This is a genomic window from uncultured Clostridium sp. (assembly GCF_934754925.1).
In the GTDB taxonomy this organism is placed as follows: domain Bacteria; phylum Bacillota; class Clostridia; order Clostridiales; family Clostridiaceae; genus Clostridium.
The window spans coordinates 1-17,134 of sequence record NZ_CAKVJA010000050.1 but is presented as its reverse complement, the minus strand read 5'-3'; the positions used below and the strand labels follow the sequence as shown (position 1 = coordinate 17,134).

Genomic DNA, 17,134 nt, shown 5'->3' with positions numbered 1-17,134 from the left:
TAATTATATTGAACTACTATATTTCCATTGTATTGATTTAATCCATCTTCAGTACCTATCCACATATATCCTATTTAGTCTTGATAAATATAAGTTATAAGATCACTTGTTAACCCATCCTTTGAGGATAAACTATTAAAATTTATTTTATCTAATTCAGCTACTGAACTATTATAAAAATTAATCTTACTAGAAAATACTAAAGTATTCCCACTTAACAAAACAGTAAATATAACCATAAATAATATGATCTTTTTACCCATTTTTTTGATTTCGCTCCTAAATTCATCATTTATTCTCTTTAATCCTTATAATCTTTACATCAAAATACAAATTATCAATTAATATAACTTATTGATTACTTTAATAATAATAACAAAAAAACAAGACATTTAATGTCTTGTTTCTAGAATTTAACAAATTCTGTTTTATATTACCTTTAAATTCTTTTTATTATCTATATAACTAACTATATTATTATCATAACTTTTATTAAGAATTTTAACATTATATATTTCATTTATTAATATAAGATTATATTCTTCACTATAACAATATAAACATAATCCTTCTTTTCTTAAAACATATGAAATTGGAATTATAACTGATTTTCCTTTTCTTGTTTCTATCTCTATAAAGCATTTACTATCTAAAGCTGTATCAATTTTCTTACAAATTTCACTTTTAGTATCGAACTTTTCTTCATATAAATCTACTATGAATCTTTCTTTAAACTTACTTAAAATTTCAGAGCTCTTATCATTTTCTACAATTCTAAACTTATCAATTAAAAATGATTTATCTATATTTTTACTTATATTTTCCCCAATATATAATGCTAAAATTAATTCTTCAAAATCATTATATGTTAACATTTGTCTTCTTATTACATAATCCTCATCTATCTCAACACCACCATTTTTTCCCCTATGAATTATTATAGGAATACCTAATATTGATAGTTTATCTAGATCTCTTTTTATAGTCCTTGTAGATACATTATAAATTCTTGAAAGTTCACTAATCGTAACTTTAGAACTACTTCTCAAGAGGTAAAATACAATATCTAATAATCTCATTATTTTTACCTTTCATTTTTTCAATTCTACTGTGCTTATTTATTATTTTTTAACCACATAATAGCACAATATGTATGCATAGCTGCTCCTGTAACTAATATATCTTCATTAAATACTACTTTTTCATTATGCATTGGTTCACCGTATAAAGGATTTTCTTGTTTTATACCAGCACCTAACATAAGATAAACACTTGGAACTTCATATGAGTAAGATGCAAAATCCTCTGACCCCATTCCTCCTCCTTCAAATAAGCACACAGCTTTTTCTCCTACTAAATCCTTCACATAAGATGTAAGCTCTTTAGCTAAATCAGTATCATTAGCCAATGGTGGTACTGATGATAATTCTATTAACTTAGCTTCTCCTCTAAACATCTTAGCAGTAGATTCAACTATATCTTTTATTCTGTTAAATATAAACTCTCCGACTTCTTTGTCTAAGCTTCTTATAGTTCCCTCCATAATAACTTCTCCTGGTATTATGTTTGGTGCTTCCCCACCTACAAATTTTCCTATTGTTACTACAGCCGGTTTTGTAGCTGATATTTCCCTCGATATTATTTCTTGTAATGATATATATATATGAGCTGCTATATTAATTGGATCTACTCCAAGCTCTGGCATTGCTCCATGACATCCCGTTCCATTTACAACTATTCTAAATCTATTACATCCTGCTATACTAGTTCCTAACCCACATAGCACAACATTTGATGGTGTTCCAGAATGTACATGCATTGCCATTGCAGCGTCAACTTTAGGATTTTCAAGTACCCCTGCTTCTAACATTTTTTTTGCTCCAGTAAACCCTTCTTCATCTGGTTGGAATACTAACTTAATAGTTCCTTCTATTTCATCTTGATTTTCTTTAAGTAACTTTGCAGCTCCTAGAAGCATTGCTGTATGCATATCATGTCCACAAGAGTGCATACAACCATTATTTGATTTAAAATCGCATTCAGTAGCTTCCTCCATTGGAAGTGCATCCATATCAGCTCTTAATAAAAATGTTTTTCCTACTTTATTTCCTTGGATTGTAGCAACTATACCACTTTCACATATTTCTTTTGGATCATATCCAAACTCTCTTAGCTTCTCCATTACATAAGCTTTTGTTTTAGGTAATTCTGCACCTACTTCAGGATTTTCGTGAATAGTTCTTCTATAACTTATAATATCATCTTTTATTAATTTGGCTTGTTCTATAAATTTATTCATATCCATACCTCATTTACTTTTAAATTAACTTTAAATTTTATTTATTTTTATGAATTAATTCACTTTTAATTTATATAGTATTCTCTAAATAAGACATCTATAGTCTAGTTTTTTTTTATTTAAAAAATTTTAACAAAATCAAAAATTATATTACCTTAAATTTTTAAATTCATTATGACATACCTTCTTAATTTTTATAAATACAATATTGTATCGTTACAAAGCTTCTAAAATTGATTTTCCCAAATTCTTCTTTTATAATTAATATTTAAAGGATGTGAAAAGAATGATGGGATTTAATCAAAAAAAAATAGCTCTTATAAATGACATAACAGGTTTTGGTAGATGTTCCATAGCCGTTTCATTGCCTATTATTTCAGCACTTAAAGTTCAATGTTGTTTCATACCAACAGCTATACTTTCAAATCATACTGGATTTAATAACTTCTTTTTTGAAGATTATACCCCTAAGATGAAAGAATATATTAATAATTGGGAAATCCTTGGATTAAACTTTGATGGAATATGCACAGGCTTTTTAGGTTCTAAAGAACAAATTAAGATAGTAATAGACTTTTTAGATAAATTTAAAACTGATAATAATATAGTTTTAATAGACCCTGTTATGGGCGACTATGGCAAGCTTTATTCTACTTATACAGATGAAATGTGCAAAGAAATGCAAAACCTAATTAAATATGCAGATGTATTAACACCTAACCTTACTGAACTTTGTAGATTATTAGATTTATCTTATCCTGCTGATACTCCCACACACGAAGAATTATATTTATTATGTGAAAGATTATCTCTTCAGGGTCCAAGTAAAATAGTAATTACTGGCTTACAAAGACAAGGAGCAATAGAAAATTTTATATTTGAAATTAATAAACCTTATAAAATTATAGAGGTTGAAAAAATAGGGGAAGATCGCTCTGGAACTGGTGATGTTTTCTCTTCTATTGTATCTGCTAGTCTTGTTAAAGGTGAAGATTTTGCAGATGCAGTAAAAAAAGCAACAGACTTTATTAGTAAATCATTAAAATTTACTACTGATTTAAACCTACCAAATAACTATGGTGTTTGCTTTGAAGAATTCTTAACTGAATTAAAATAATATAAAAGGATGGGGTAATATGGTTATTCTATATACTAGTGATAATGGAAATTTTATAAGCTTAAAAAATATAACAATTGAAGAAATGGAATCTAATGGTATAAAGAAAAATATATATGTAAATTTGACTAACCGTTGTCCATGCGCATGTACATTTTGTTTAAGACAAACTAAAAAAATGCTTGAATCTAATAGTCTATGGTTGGAAAAAGAACCAACAGTAAAAGAAGTAATTAGTGAGTTTGAATCTATAAATATTAATCTTTATGATGAAATTATATTTTGTGGCTTTGGAGAACCAACTGAAAGACTAGATGCAATAATTGAAGTTTCTAAATATATAAAAGAAAGAAATTCAAAAATTCCAATTAGAATTAATACTAACGGTTTAGGAGATCTAATTAATAAAAAAGAAGTTGCACCTTTATTAGAAGGATTAATTGATACTGTTTCCATAAGTCTTAATGCCCCAACAGCTAAAGAATTTTATGAAATAACTAAAAGTAAATTTGGAATTAAATCTTATGATGCTATGAAGGAATTTGCCGTATCATGTAAATCTTATATTCCTAATGTTGTTTTCACCGTTGTTGATTGTATTGGTGAGGACGATATTAAGGCAAGTCAAAAAGTATGTGATGATTTAGGCATAAGGTTAAGAGTAAGGCCTTTTGAATAATATATAAAAAATAAAAGATGCTCTATCTAGGGAGCATCTTTTTGATATCTTTTATATAATTCATCACCAATAATTATACTGTTAATAAATCTTCTATTTCTTCCATATTATTTGATGTTATAACTAATATATCCTCTGGAAGAATTACTGTATTTCCATTAGGGACTATTACTTCTCCCTTTCTTTTTATCATAACTATAAGAACATCATCTGGAATATTAGCATCTTTTATAGGTTTATTAATCAAATTACTTTTTTTCTCAATAGAAACCTCTGTTAAAGTAGTACTTTTTTCCTCCTTATACTCATTAAAATGTTTAAGCTTATTTCCTGATAACACTAATATATCTCCAGGTAAAATTTCTGTAGATCCGTTTGGCACAAATACATCACCATTTCTCTTTATCATTACTACAAGAATATCTTCAGGTATATTAGCATCCATTATTGTTTTATTAGCTATAATATTGTGTTCATCAATTGTAAATTCTATAAGTCTTGTACTCTTATCTTCTTTATAATCATTAAAAGTCTTTAAAACAGACTCGTTATTATCTATCAAATCTAACTTTTTGGCTAATTTTGGAATAGCAGTACCTTGTACTGCCACTGAAAATAATGCTATAAAAAATATGATATGAAAAATGTCATTATTTATTGACACTCCATATGTTTCAGCAAATATAGCAAAAACTATTGATGCTGCCCCTCTTATTCCAACCCAGGATATAAAAATTTTTTCTTTTATGTGTGCTTTAAACCAATATAAAATACTAAATATTGCAACTGGCCTTGCTACAAAAATCATAAATATTGAAATTGATATGCCCTTAACCATAACTGATGGTATTTTAGATGGCGATGCTACTAACCCAAGTAAAAAGAATAACATAATTTGCATAATCCATGATATTCCATCAAAAAATTGAAATATACTCTTCTTATGAGGTATTTTAGCATTTCCTATAATAATACCTGTAATATAAACACTTAAATATCCATTTCCCGAAAAATATTCACTTACTGAGTAAGCTAATACTGCGATAGCAGTTATAAAAATTGGATAAAATCCCTCTATTTCAAATTTAGCATGTCTTAATAAATAAACGGATAATTTAGCTAACACAACTGAAATAACTACTCCTACTATAATCTGCTTTAATATCATTGGGATTATATTACCATATCCACCACCAGACATTAATCCTAATATTATTACTGTAAGCATATATGCACATGGATCATTACTACCACTTTCCAACTCTAACATAGATGCAATTGACCCCTTCAAATTTAACCGCTGAGATCTTAATATTGCAAATACAGATGCTGCATCCGTAGATCCAACTATTGATCCTATAAGTAATCCTTCTAATAAGGTAGTTTTAAATACAAAAAAACAAAATAAACCTGTTAATATAGCTGTAAAAACAACTCCTAGTGTTGACAAAAAAATTGATTGTATTGCTACAGGTTTCGCCATACCCCAGTTAGTTCCAAATCCCCCATAAAACATTATAAATATCAAAGCTATAGTACTTATTTTACTAACTAACTGATAATCATCGAAACATATTCCAACAATTCCATCCACTCCGAATAGCATTCCAAACACTATAAATACCAAAAGAATTGGTACACCAAACCTATATAATATTTTAGTAGAAGTTATACACATTAATAATACTAACCCACAAACAATCATTATTTTTATCATAGATTACCTCCTTCCTAAATTTATATGATTGATACTCTTCTTTTTTATAATATTCATTATTTTATCTATCTGAGTATAAAAATTTCCAAAAACTTAAAAAATAGCTATTTTATCTTTTAATAAAGATAAAATAGCTATTTTTACTTCTATATAATACTAAAGCTAATGTATCTGTAATAGTAGTTCCACATACATAGTCAATTTAACAAAAAGTGAACTTACTAAAATATTTAAAAAGGAAAAGAAACTTAAAATTCCTGACTTAAATATAGAAAAATCAAAACTTGTATATCTAGGTTGGATTGATGAATCAACAAATAAACTCATTATTACTTATAATATGAATGGTAAACTTTTAGGAATGGCCTGAAGACTAACTTCCTCTAAGACTAAAAGTTCTAATATATGTACTCTTTGTAACCATATTGGCTCTGAAAGTGAAGTTGCATTTGTCTCACCTATTTGTAAGCCAAGAAGTGAAGATGATTATAAATCACTAGGTTTTCATATATGTTTAAATAGTACTGAATGTAATGAAAGAATTATCTCCACTGAAAAACTTGAGAAATTATTAAAAACTGTTAATAGAATAAAATACTAAAATAGAGCTACTATAATATATGGTAGCTCTATTTTTTAAAGTTTTACTTTCCTTTTAATGTCTTCTTGCAAAATCAACAAATACAAACTTATCTGGTCTGTGCCTTGATTCTGTATATTGAAATAAACTTGTATCATCTAAATATGTATAACTTTTTACTACTACTATCATATCAAAGCCTTTCATATCTAGATATTTTTTATCTTCTTCAGTTACATTTTGCACTGTTATTTCCTTCTTAGCATATGCAATTTTTAATCCTAATACATCTTCTACATATTCATATAAGGAATTCTTACATACATCATATGTAAGATTGTCTACAAACCTTTTAATCATATAATCTTTATCTAAAATTACCTTTTCTCCATCAAAGGATCTTGTTCTAATAATCTTCCACACCTTTTCATCTTCAGTAATTTCCAATCCTCTTGCTATATTTTTCTTAGGATATATGCAATCCAAAAACTCAACAAAAGTTTCTATATTACTAGTAGACTTTTGAGCAATTTCTTTAAAACTAACCACACCTGATACTGGGAAGTTAAATTTGTTTATATCTAATACAAAAGATCCTTTTCCTTTAGTCTTTTGTATATATCCATTTTGTTCTAACATATTTAAAGATTTTCTAACAGTATCCCTAGATACATTATATTGATCCATTAGTTCCTTTTCTGATGGTAACTTATCATTACTTTGATATTCTTTACTTTCTATTTTATTTACTATAATGTTATATATATTTAAATACTTTTTATCCATTTATATCACCATAGTAATTTTATCATATAAATATACTATTTCTCAATATAATAAACTATTGATTCATATGGTCTAAGAATCATTTCTTTATTTAATTCAACTTCATTACAGTAGTTAGATATTAATACTTTAACATTGTTATTTTCTAATAATTCTGATGGAATATCTACCTTTGCCTCTTCTCCATAGAAATTATTTAAAACAACTAATGTTTTATTTTCATAATTTCTAGTATACCCAAGTACTCTATTGTTATCTTCTAAAATCATATTGAAATTACCCTTTGAAATAACATCATATTCTTTTCTTAATGATATTAATTTTTTATAATGATAAAAAATAGAGTTCTCATCTTTAAGAGCATTTTCTGCATTTATTTCTTTATAAGATTTTGCTACTGGTATCCATGGTGTTCCAGTTGTAAAGCCAGCATTTTCTTCATTATTCCATTGAATTGGAGTTCTTGAATTATCTCTTGATTTTGATCTTAAAATTTCTAAAATATCAGCTTCTGATTCGCCTTGCTCTTTTAATATATCATAATAATTTATTGACTCAACGTCTCTGTATTCTTCTATTGTATCAAAATAAGGATTAGTCATTCCAAACTCTTCACCTTGATAAATATATGGTGTTCCCCTCATCATATGAATAGTTGTCGCTAACATTTTCCCACTTTCATTATGATACTTTTTGTCATTTCCAAACCTTGATATTGCTCTAGGTTGGTCATGATTGCACCAGAATACAGCACTCCATCCATTACCTTCTTGCATTCCTTCTTGCCATTCTTTAAATATATCTCTTAGCATTTTAAAGTCAAAGTCCATCATTGTCCACTTATCACCATTTTTATAATCAACCTTTAAATGGTGGAAGTTAAATACCATTGATAGCTCTTTTTCATCTGGATTTGAATACTTAATACAATTATCAACAGATGTTGAAGACATTTCTCCTACTGTTATTACATCTTCATACTTACCAAATGTATTTTTATTAAGTTCTTTTAGATACTCATGAATGTTAGGTCCATCTGTATAAAATCTTCTTCCATCACCTATATTATCATCTTCAAATATTTCCGGTTTAGAAATAAGATTAACTACGTCTAGTCTAAATCCCTTTACTCCTTTATCTAACCAGAAGTTTACTACCTTATATATTTCATCTCTAACTTCTTTATTGTCCCAATTTAAATCACCTTGTGTAACATCAAATAAGTGAAGATAATATTCATTGAATTCTTCTACATACTCCCATGCATTACCTCCAAACTTAGAAATCCAGTTAGTTGGGGGTTCATTATTTTTCCCTTCTTTAAATATATAAAAATCCTTATATTTCTTGTCACCATTTAATGCTTTTTTAAACCACTCATGTTCTGTAGAAGTATGATTGAATACCATATCTAACATAATATCTATATTTCTATTATTTGCTTCTACTACAAGCTTATCGAAATCTTCCATAGTCCCCATTCTAGGATCTATCTTATAATAATCTGCTACATCATATCCATTATCTTTTTGAGGAGATACATAAACAGGAGTTAACCATATATAATCTACACCAAGTTCTTTTAAATAATCTAATCTTTCTGTTACTCCGTTTATATCTCCAATTCCATCTCCGTTTGAATCATTAAATGACTTAGGGTATATTTGATAAACTACACTTTCTCTAAAATCTTTCATTTTAACTATCTCCTTCTCCTAGCAAATAATGGATGATATATCCATCAATTTACTTGACTTCAATATATCATCCTTATATTGTAATTTTTAATCTATTTTTTAGCTTAATTTTTTTCTGCCAACAATTACTGTTAACACAAATGGAACTACTATAGCTACTACCATTGCTACAGCAAACATTAACATGTGTTTTGGTTGAATTGAAAGTATTCCTGGAATTCCTCCAATACCTATTGCATTAGCCATTACTCCACTTGCAACTGATATTACAGCAGCAATTCCTGATCCAATCATTCCACATATAAATGGGAATCCATACTTTAAGTTAACACCAAATAATGCTGGTTCTGTTACTCCTAAATATGCTGAAATACATGCTGGTATTGAAACTTGTTTTTCTTCTTCATTTTTTCTTTGTAAGTATATCATTGCAAGTACTGCTGAACCTTGAGCTATATTTGATAGCGCAATCATTGGCCATAATAATGTACCACCAACTTGTGACATTAATTGAAGATCAATAGCATTTGTCATATGATGTAAACCAGTAATAACTAATGGTGCATAAACAAATCCAAATACACCTGCAAATAACCAACTAAATGATGATGTTAATCCTGAATATACTACTGTTGAAATCATATCTCCAATTTTCCAGCCTATAGGACCAAGTACTGTATGTGCAATTAATACTGATGGTACTAATGCGAAGAATGGTACTATTATCATAGAAATAGCTGCTGGTGATATTTTTCTAAAGAATCTCTCTAAGTAAACTAATACAAATCCTGCTAAAATTGCTGGAATAACTTGCGCTTGATAACCAATCATATTAACTTTAGCAAACCCAAAATCCCAGAATGGAATATCTGCTCCACCAGATACTGCATATGCATTTAAAAGTTGTGGTGATACTAACGTAATACCTAATACTATACCAAGTATTTGAGTAGTTCCCATCTTTTTAGTTATAGCCCATACTATTCCTACAGGTAGGAAGTGGAATATTGCTTCACCAATTAGCCATAAAAAACTATGAGTTCCTGCCCAAAATTGTGATATTTCAATTAAAGTCTTTGTACCATTTTCAAAAAACTTTACATCACCAATAATATTTCTAAATCCTAATATAAGACCTCCAACTATAATTGCTGGAATAAGTGGTGAAAATATTTCTGCTAAATTTGCCATAAGTCTTTGAAGAAAAGTCATATTTGATTTTGCTGCATCTTTAGCATTATCTTTACTTACTCCTTCAACACCTGAAACCTTTACAAAATCATTATAAAAATCAGTTACTGTATTTCCTATTATTACTTGGAATTGACCAGCTTGAATGAAAGTTCCTTTTACAGATTTTAATGATTCTATTTTTTCCTTATCTGCTATACTTGTATCTTTTAACACAAATCTCATACGAGTAACACAATGTGTAACTGCACTAATATTTTCTTTGCCACCTACATATTTCAATAACGCTTTTGAATCGTCAATATATTTTCCCATCACTTTACCTCCTTACTCAGAACATATACGTATATGTATGCCTTATGTTTTAATAATAACTTGTACGTATATGTTTGTCAATAGCCTTTTGAAATAGTTTTCATAGGTAATCTTTTCCCTCTATTTTTGTACAAGAATATAAAAATAGGATTAGACTTAAATATCTAATCCTATGCCTTATAATTATTATTCTAATCTTAATTAATTGAATTTATAATATTAATAAATTTACTTAATTAACCTTTTCAATATAATGACAATTTACATCAATATGATTAAGAAAAACAAGTAGTCTTTCATAAAGTGGACTTACTTCATTTCCAAACTTTACTTCTAAGTACTCTCCTATTTCTTTAACAGTTCTCACACCATCAATCTGTGTAAATACTTCACTACTAATCTTATCAAGGGCAATTTCCTTATATAAGGGTATATTGAACCTTAACCTTCTAAAAAATTTTTGAATTTTATGATCTTGCTTTTCGAAAATTGTAACTATTCCATTATCGTCAACCTTATACTCAACATTATCACAAATTCTAAATTTTAAACTTAAAATCTCCTCATTATCTTTCATGCTTCTTCACCTTTGACATCATAATCGGAACTGTAGTAGCTATAACTAACACTATTAACAATAATATTCCCATCATGTTGCTAGCGGCAAATCCACTTGGAACTCTTGGTTTTATTAATCCTGTTACTTGTAGTATAATCCCTACTAATCCTATAATAGAACCACCTGCAACAAGTCCTGATGAAAGGCTTATTCCATTTGCAACTTTAACTTCCTTTTCTTCTTCACTCTTACTCATTTTTTCAATAAATACACGTATTAATGCTCCAACTAAAATAATTGTAGTTGTAGCTATAGGTAAGTAAAATCCTATTGCAATTGTCATTATTGGTAAATCTAATAAGAATAAAAATAAAGCCATAACAATACCAACTATAATCATTGGCCATGGTAAATTTCCTGACATTATACCTGAAGTTAATGTAGACATTAAATTTGCTTGTGGTAAGGCAAACGGCGCATCTGCTCCAGTAATTCTTAATTGACTAGAAAGTATTAATATTGTTCCTGTAGTAACAATAACACCTATAATACTTGCTATTGCAAAATAATTTTGCATTTCTTTCTTACTTCCACCTATAACATAAGTTACTTTTTGTGATTGGCTATATCCACCTGCTACTGATATTGCTACAACCATAAATGCTGCAAATAAAAGTAATGATTTATTATCTGCTTGCCCTTTCCATCCCATTATTACAAATACTAATGTTAATATTACTAATGAAGCAATTGTCATTCCTGAAACAGGAAGATTTGATGTTCCTATTGTACCAGTTAAACGACCAGCAACTATTACAAATAATAATGATAATATTAATGAAACTATTGCAGATACTATTGCCATTACAATACTTTGTGAAATAAAGAATCCTGCTACAAATGCTATCACAACACCAGCTAAAAGGAATATCATTTCACCTGAACTATTTTCTCCATTACCATCCTTGGATGATTTTGCCTTTAGTGTTTCCTTTATAGAAACAACTATAGTTGGTATAAGTTTAAGAGCTCCTATTATACCTCCACACAGCATCATACCTGCACCTATATACTTAACATAACTTCCAGTTATAGCATTTACATCCATTTGGCTTATAAGAACTGTTGTGTCATTCCATGCATTAGCATTACTTTGTGCCATATCTGTAAAGTATCCTATTAATGGTGCAATACCAAAATTAGATAATATTGATCCTGCAAGCATAGTTACCGAAACTTCTAATCCAACTATAAATCCTATTCCTAATAAAAGTGGATTTACTTCAATAGAAAATTTCCATTTATAAAATTTACTTCCCACATAAGTAACTGTATTATTAATTATATTTAAAAATGATCCTGTTAAAACATTAATAATTCCACTTATTCCAAAACCTATCCCCATAAACTTAATAGCATCTCCACCACCTTCTGATGCTACTAATGTTTCAGATATTGCCATTGATTCTGGATACATTAGCTTTCCATGTTCTTCAACTATCAAATAGTTATAAACTAATGATAAAGCTCCTATTCCAAATAATGCTCCACCTATTCCTACACTTATCCCTTCTAAGAAAGTGAAATCACTTCCGATTAGAATAATAGCTGGTAAAACATATATCATACCACTTGCTATTGATTCTCCACCACTTGACATTCCTTGTGTTATATTTTTGCCAAGTATTCCTTTATCTTTAGCAAATACACCTATAAACATTGAACCTATTATTGCCCCTGGTATTCCTGCTGCTACTGTCAATCCTGACTTCATACCAGAATAAGCGGTTGATGCTGCAAATATAATAGCTAATATTATTCCAATCATCATCACAGCAATATTAGCTCCTTTTTTTGATTTATCGGTTATATATGGAACATAGTCTTTTCCATGGACACCACCATAAGCTTCCTTAGGTAATTTATTCTTCATATATAATCTCCTCCTTCGTTTTATTACTGTAGCATAAAATTAGTATATTAATTTTCTACTATTACTGCAATATATTTATTGCCTTATTTCATTTTTCACATAAATAAAGATTACATATTCCACTATTTACCTTGTTTATAAAATTTGATTTATCACTAATCCCCCACTATATCTTTATTTGCAGGACTTTCTATTAATTTTCCTGTATAGTCAAATCTTGATCCATGACATGGACAGTCCCATGTTAATTCATCTGCATTCCAATGAAGTTCACATCCTAAGTGAGAACATTTTGTTGATACAATAAACTCTTTTCCATTTTCATCTTTATATACTCCAACCTTTTGCCCGTTATAATCAACAATTCCTGCATGACCATTTTTAATATGCTGTATTTCACTACTTGGTATAGATATCTTTTGAGCTATAAAGTTTTTAGCTGTTTTAACTAAATCATTAGCAATATTATTAATTGATAATGATAAATCAAACCTTTTTGGTGAAAATATCTCTGAAAAATCATTATCTTTTTCTAATATCAAATCAGATATTATCATAGCTGATACCATAGAACTTGTCATTCCCCACTTATTAAAGCCGGTAGCTACATATATATTAGGTGTACTATCAGCATATTTTCCTATGTAAGGTATTCCATCAATAGTCATACAATCCTGTGCTGACCAATGACATTTTTCCCTTGAGTTTGGATAAAGATCCTTTGCAATATTTCTTAATTTATCGTAACTTCCTCCACTTTCATTTTCACCAGTTCTTTGACTTATACCACCTAACAATAGTAATCCTTTATAATTTCTAAATGAATAACCTTGCTTTTCATAATCTATATACATTCCCTTAATATTATTATCTGCATTTTCTAAGGCTATAACATAAGATCTCTCTTGATGCATTTTCATAAAATAATATCCTGGTGCATTTATTATTGGATAATGGGTAGCTATTACTATATGATTGGCTACTATATTCCCTTTATCTGTACTTACTAAATTTTCTTCTATTTTTATTGCTTTAGTATTTTCATATATAGTTAATTCTTTTGAAATATCTTTTAAAAATTTTAGTGGATTAAACTGTCCTTGATTATTAAATTTAACAGCACCCTTAACCTCTAATGGAAGATCAACTTTTTCTACATATTCTGCATCTATTCCTAAATGTCTAGCTGCATCTACTTCCTTTTTTAATAAATCTGTATCATTTAAAGAATAAATATATGCAGGGAGTTCCTCAAAATCACATTCTATTTTTCTTTCTTTAATAATTTCTCTATACTTTCTTATAGCTAACTCATTGGCTCTTGCATATTGCTTAGCCTTTTCTTCTCCAAACTCTTGTATTAATTTATTGTAAATTAAATCATGCTGTGATGTTATCTTTGCAGTAGTATTTCTTGTATTTCCCCTTGCAATCTCAGATTTATCAATTAATACTACCTCTCTACCATTTTGTTTTAGAAAATAACCTATTAATATTCCTGTTATTCCTGCTCCAATAATTAAAATATCAGTTTTTATATCACCTTTTAGTTCTTCTCTTTTATCAAATTCACAACTTTCATCCCATATTGATTTCATCAAATCACCTCCATTATATTGTTTCACTTTTATAAATCTGTATGCAGCTATATAAAAATAAGCATAATAGCATTTACTATTTTAAATATTTTTCATAATACTTCCTTTTAAATAACTTTACTGAATGTTTACAAAATCTTTACCTCATATATATTGATTTAAGAATATTAATTCATGTTTTTATTCGACTAAATACGACAAAACTTATTATTTTAAGGCTTTTTACTTAGTTTTTTATTTAATTAAACATTTCAAGATTTACCATATTAAAACTCCTTATCCAGACTTATATCGAGCAAATACGACAAATTATATTAATTTTTCTATTTTATTATTCTTTTATTAAGTTTTATTAGCATATTTCAATGAATTTTACATACTTATTGCGTTATGCTATACTTCCTTTTGGTTAGCTAACCAAATTTAAATTGTATATCAAAAGTAAGGAGGTGGGGTTGGTGAAAGAAAAAAAACTCTATATATTAATAGCTGTTTTAACATCTATTACTTTCTTTACTATTGGAATTCTACATATTAAAGGTCAAAATCTTAAATTAAGTAATGAGAATCTTCTTTTATCTAATAAGTATCAAGAGTATAAAAATGCTTCAGAGGAAGAGTTTAACAGACTAAATTCTGATTTATTTAATAAAGAAGAAGAAATACAAAAATTAAATTATGAATTAAAATCTCTTAATGATAAGTTAAAAAAACTTCAATCACAATTAACTAATGCTGAAGCTAACGATAAACTAAACGAAGAAATTGGAAACGTTTTATTAGAAAAAGAAATTTTATTAAACGAAATTCACTCTCTAACTACTGAAATAATTGAAGTTAATTCGGAAAAGGATAAATATTTAAATCAACTTGAAAATTTATTTGTTGAAATAAATAAAGAATCTTTATATATCATTGAAGATAAGTTTAAAACTATTATAGATGGTATTACTGATGAAATAAATTCAGTAAATAATTTAGGCGAGCCTTTAACAAAAGAAGAAATTGTTAAATTATTAAATTACTAAATGCAAATAAAATACAAAGGATGGATAATAAATGCTAGGAAAAAATATTATGTGTTATTTAATTGCTGGAACTTTAACTACAAGTGTAGTAGTATCAGTACTTAATAGTGATAATATGGATAAGCTTACAAACGCTTTAGAGCTTACTAAAAATAAGATTACTCAATATGAAAGTAATGAAGAATATTTAGTAAGCAAATATGGAGAAATCAAAGCCAATGCTGAAGCTGAAATCGCTAAGGCTAACTCAATAATCGAAGAGAAAAACACTGAAATTGAAACTCTAACAATTCAAATATCAGAAAAAGAAGAGGAAATTGCTAATTTAAAAGAACAATTAAAAGATAATGCTTCAAATATAAAAGATTTAAATGATAAGATAGAAGCATTAGAAACTGAAAAAGCTGCATTAGAAAGTGAAAAAGCTAGATTAGAAAGTGAAATAGACGCATTGAAAGAAGCAACTACTGCAGAAATAGATAAAGCTAATCAATATATTGCAGACACTTTAGAAACTGTTAATGAAATTAATGCTGATGCTACGCCTTTAACGAGTAAAGAGTTAGAAAATATTACTGGTAAATTAGATTCTTCAGTTGTTGATACTTCTATTCCTACTGTTAAAAATTTAAAAGTGTATTTTTATAAAGACTATACTCAAGTAACTTTTGAATTACCTGAAACTATAGATTTATCAATGAGTAAAAAAGGAAACATTGTGATAAAGCTTACTGATGAAAATGGAAAGGTTACAAGAAAAGATAAAACTTGGGATGGATACTTAAATGACTCAAATGGTAATAAATATGGACAAGGTATTTGGGGTAATGCTACATATTCAAACATTTTAAATCCAGGTGTATATTCTACTTCTGTTTCTAAAACTATAAAAGAAGTAGAATTAATAGTCACAAATAATGACGGGGTTACAACAACTTTAACCGCTACTAATTAAAAATTTTTAGAAAGTAAGTCTAAAAGTTAAGACTTCCTTTATTGATAAATAGAAATGGTGATGTAAATGTTCTATGGAAAATTGACTTCTGTATTAGCTGCTACTTGTATTTTAGGTATTTCCTCATTATCTCTTAATAATCAAACTATGCTTGATTTAACTGAAAATCTAAATGTTACACATAATAAAATTATTTCTTATGAAAATAATGAAGCATTTTTATTAGAAAAATATAATTCACTTAAAACTGAAGCTGAAGAAATGATTAAGAAAGCTAATATAATTATTCAGGATAAAAATCAAAAAATTAAAGATCTTGAAAATAAAATATTAGAACTTAATGATATCAAAATCAATACAGATACTATTGAATTAGAGGAATCTGATACAGAAACTCTTAATCAAGAGAATATTGATAGTGAAATAAATATTGAAAAAAACATTGATAGTGAAGTAAATAATCAAGAAGATATTAATGTTGAAACAAATAGTATTGAAGATACTTCTATGGATATAGATAATATAGAAAATTTTGATACAGATGTTAACTAAATAAAGAAATTAAAAATCTCCTACTTATTTAAACTTATTAGTAGGAGATTTTTAGAGACTGTAGATAATTTTGTGTAATATAGTTTCTTATAAATCAAATATTACTGGAAATTTTGATTTCCAGTAAT

At 27.7% G+C, this 17,134-nt stretch carries 15 protein-coding genes and 1 pseudogene; 6 read left to right on the top strand and 10 right to left on the bottom strand.

The features are described from left to right. Window positions 1–74 precede the first annotated feature (74 nt). The 3 genes from Q0G30_RS12365 to Q0G30_RS12355 all read right to left on the bottom strand — a co-directional run bounded on the left by Q0G30_RS12365 (window position 75) and on the right by Q0G30_RS12355 (window position 2,299). On the bottom strand, window positions 75–263 hold the full coding sequence (locus Q0G30_RS12365) for a hypothetical protein (protein WP_294390523.1): 189 nt from the start codon (window positions 261–263) through the stop codon (window positions 75–77). Between the two features lie 165 nt (window positions 264–428). After that, window positions 429–1,079, bottom strand: a complete 651-nt coding sequence (locus tag Q0G30_RS12360; protein ID WP_294390520.1) for an HTH domain-containing protein — start codon at window positions 1,077–1,079, stop codon at window positions 429–431. 35 nt (window positions 1,080–1,114) lie between these two features. Further along, window positions 1,115–2,299 carry a M20 family metallopeptidase gene (locus tag Q0G30_RS12355; RefSeq protein WP_294390516.1) on the bottom strand — a complete coding sequence of 395 codons (1,185 nt, stop codon included), beginning with the start codon at window positions 2,297–2,299 and terminating at the stop codon, window positions 1,115–1,117. A gap of 286 nt (window positions 2,300–2,585) precedes the next feature. Here Q0G30_RS12355 and Q0G30_RS12350 point away from each other — a divergent pair, with 286 nt between their 5' ends. Both Q0G30_RS12350 and Q0G30_RS12345 read left to right on the top strand, forming a co-directional pair. Then, complete coding sequence (locus Q0G30_RS12350; RefSeq protein ID WP_294390511.1) at window positions 2,586–3,416, top strand: pyridoxamine kinase; 831 nt, start codon at window positions 2,586–2,588, stop codon at window positions 3,414–3,416. Window positions 3,417–3,435: 19 nt separating this feature from the next. Continuing rightward, the gene (locus Q0G30_RS12345; RefSeq protein WP_294390509.1) at window positions 3,436–4,095 is read left to right on the top strand and encodes a TIGR04100 family radical SAM protein; all 660 of its coding nucleotides are present in this window, start codon (window positions 3,436–3,438) and stop codon (window positions 4,093–4,095) included. Between the two features lie 73 nt (window positions 4,096–4,168). On the opposite strand, the gene Q0G30_RS12340 is transcribed toward Q0G30_RS12345, so the two are convergent. Beyond that, window positions 4,169–5,812, bottom strand: coding sequence for a potassium/proton antiporter (locus Q0G30_RS12340; RefSeq protein WP_294390506.1), 1,644 nt, complete (start codon window positions 5,810–5,812; stop codon window positions 4,169–4,171). Window positions 5,813–6,023: 211 nt separating this feature from the next. On the opposite strand from Q0G30_RS12340, the pseudogene Q0G30_RS14445 reads away from it, so the two are divergent. Further along, window positions 6,024–6,413 (top strand): annotated as a pseudogene (locus Q0G30_RS14445) (FBP domain-containing protein); the annotation flags it as partial. Between the two features lie 54 nt (window positions 6,414–6,467). On the opposite strand, the gene treR reads toward Q0G30_RS14445, so the two are convergent. The 6 genes from treR to Q0G30_RS12310 all read right to left on the bottom strand — a co-directional run bounded on the left by treR (window position 6,468) and on the right by Q0G30_RS12310 (window position 14,471). Continuing rightward, window positions 6,468–7,178: a trehalose operon repressor gene (gene treR, locus Q0G30_RS12335; protein WP_294390502.1), complete on the bottom strand. Its 711-nt coding sequence runs from the start codon at window positions 7,176–7,178 to the stop codon at window positions 6,468–6,470. A 35-nt stretch (window positions 7,179–7,213) separates the two neighbouring features. Next, window positions 7,214–8,875: an alpha,alpha-phosphotrehalase gene (gene treC / locus Q0G30_RS12330; RefSeq protein ID WP_294390499.1), complete on the bottom strand. Its 1,662-nt coding sequence runs from the start codon at window positions 8,873–8,875 to the stop codon at window positions 7,214–7,216. A 99-nt stretch (window positions 8,876–8,974) separates the two neighbouring features. Further along, window positions 8,975–10,381 carry a PTS system trehalose-specific EIIBC component gene (gene treP / locus Q0G30_RS12325; protein ID WP_294390496.1) on the bottom strand — a complete coding sequence of 469 codons (1,407 nt, stop codon included), beginning with the start codon at window positions 10,379–10,381 and terminating at the stop codon, window positions 8,975–8,977. 232 nt (window positions 10,382–10,613) lie between these two features. Continuing rightward, on the bottom strand, window positions 10,614–10,958 hold the full coding sequence (locus Q0G30_RS12320) for a PqqD family peptide modification chaperone (RefSeq protein WP_294390494.1): 345 nt from the start codon (window positions 10,956–10,958) through the stop codon (window positions 10,614–10,616). Continuing rightward, window positions 10,948–12,873, bottom strand: a complete 1,926-nt coding sequence (locus tag Q0G30_RS12315; RefSeq protein ID WP_294390488.1) for an oligopeptide transporter, OPT family — start codon at window positions 12,871–12,873, stop codon at window positions 10,948–10,950. Before Q0G30_RS12315 ends, Q0G30_RS12320 begins: the two co-directional genes overlap by 11 nt. A 155-nt stretch (window positions 12,874–13,028) precedes the next feature. Continuing rightward, window positions 13,029–14,471, bottom strand: a complete 1,443-nt coding sequence (locus Q0G30_RS12310; RefSeq protein ID WP_294390485.1) for an FAD-dependent oxidoreductase — start codon at window positions 14,469–14,471, stop codon at window positions 13,029–13,031. Between the two features lie 458 nt (window positions 14,472–14,929). On the opposite strand from Q0G30_RS12310, the gene Q0G30_RS12305 reads away from it, so the two are divergent. The 3 genes from Q0G30_RS12305 (at window position 14,930) to Q0G30_RS12295 (ending at window position 17,006) form a co-directional block, all read left to right on the top strand. After that, a complete protein-coding gene (locus tag Q0G30_RS12305) occupies window positions 14,930–15,499 on the top strand; it encodes a hypothetical protein (RefSeq protein ID WP_294390482.1) in 570 nt (189 codons plus the stop codon). 31 nt (window positions 15,500–15,530) lie between these two features. Continuing rightward, a complete protein-coding gene (locus tag Q0G30_RS12300) occupies window positions 15,531–16,454 on the top strand; it encodes a hypothetical protein (protein ID WP_294390480.1) in 924 nt (307 codons plus the stop codon). Window positions 16,455–16,520: 66 nt separating this feature from the next. After that, window positions 16,521–17,006, top strand: a complete 486-nt coding sequence (locus tag Q0G30_RS12295; RefSeq protein ID WP_294390478.1) for a hypothetical protein — start codon at window positions 16,521–16,523, stop codon at window positions 17,004–17,006. The last annotated feature ends 128 nt before the right edge of the window (window positions 17,007–17,134 follow it).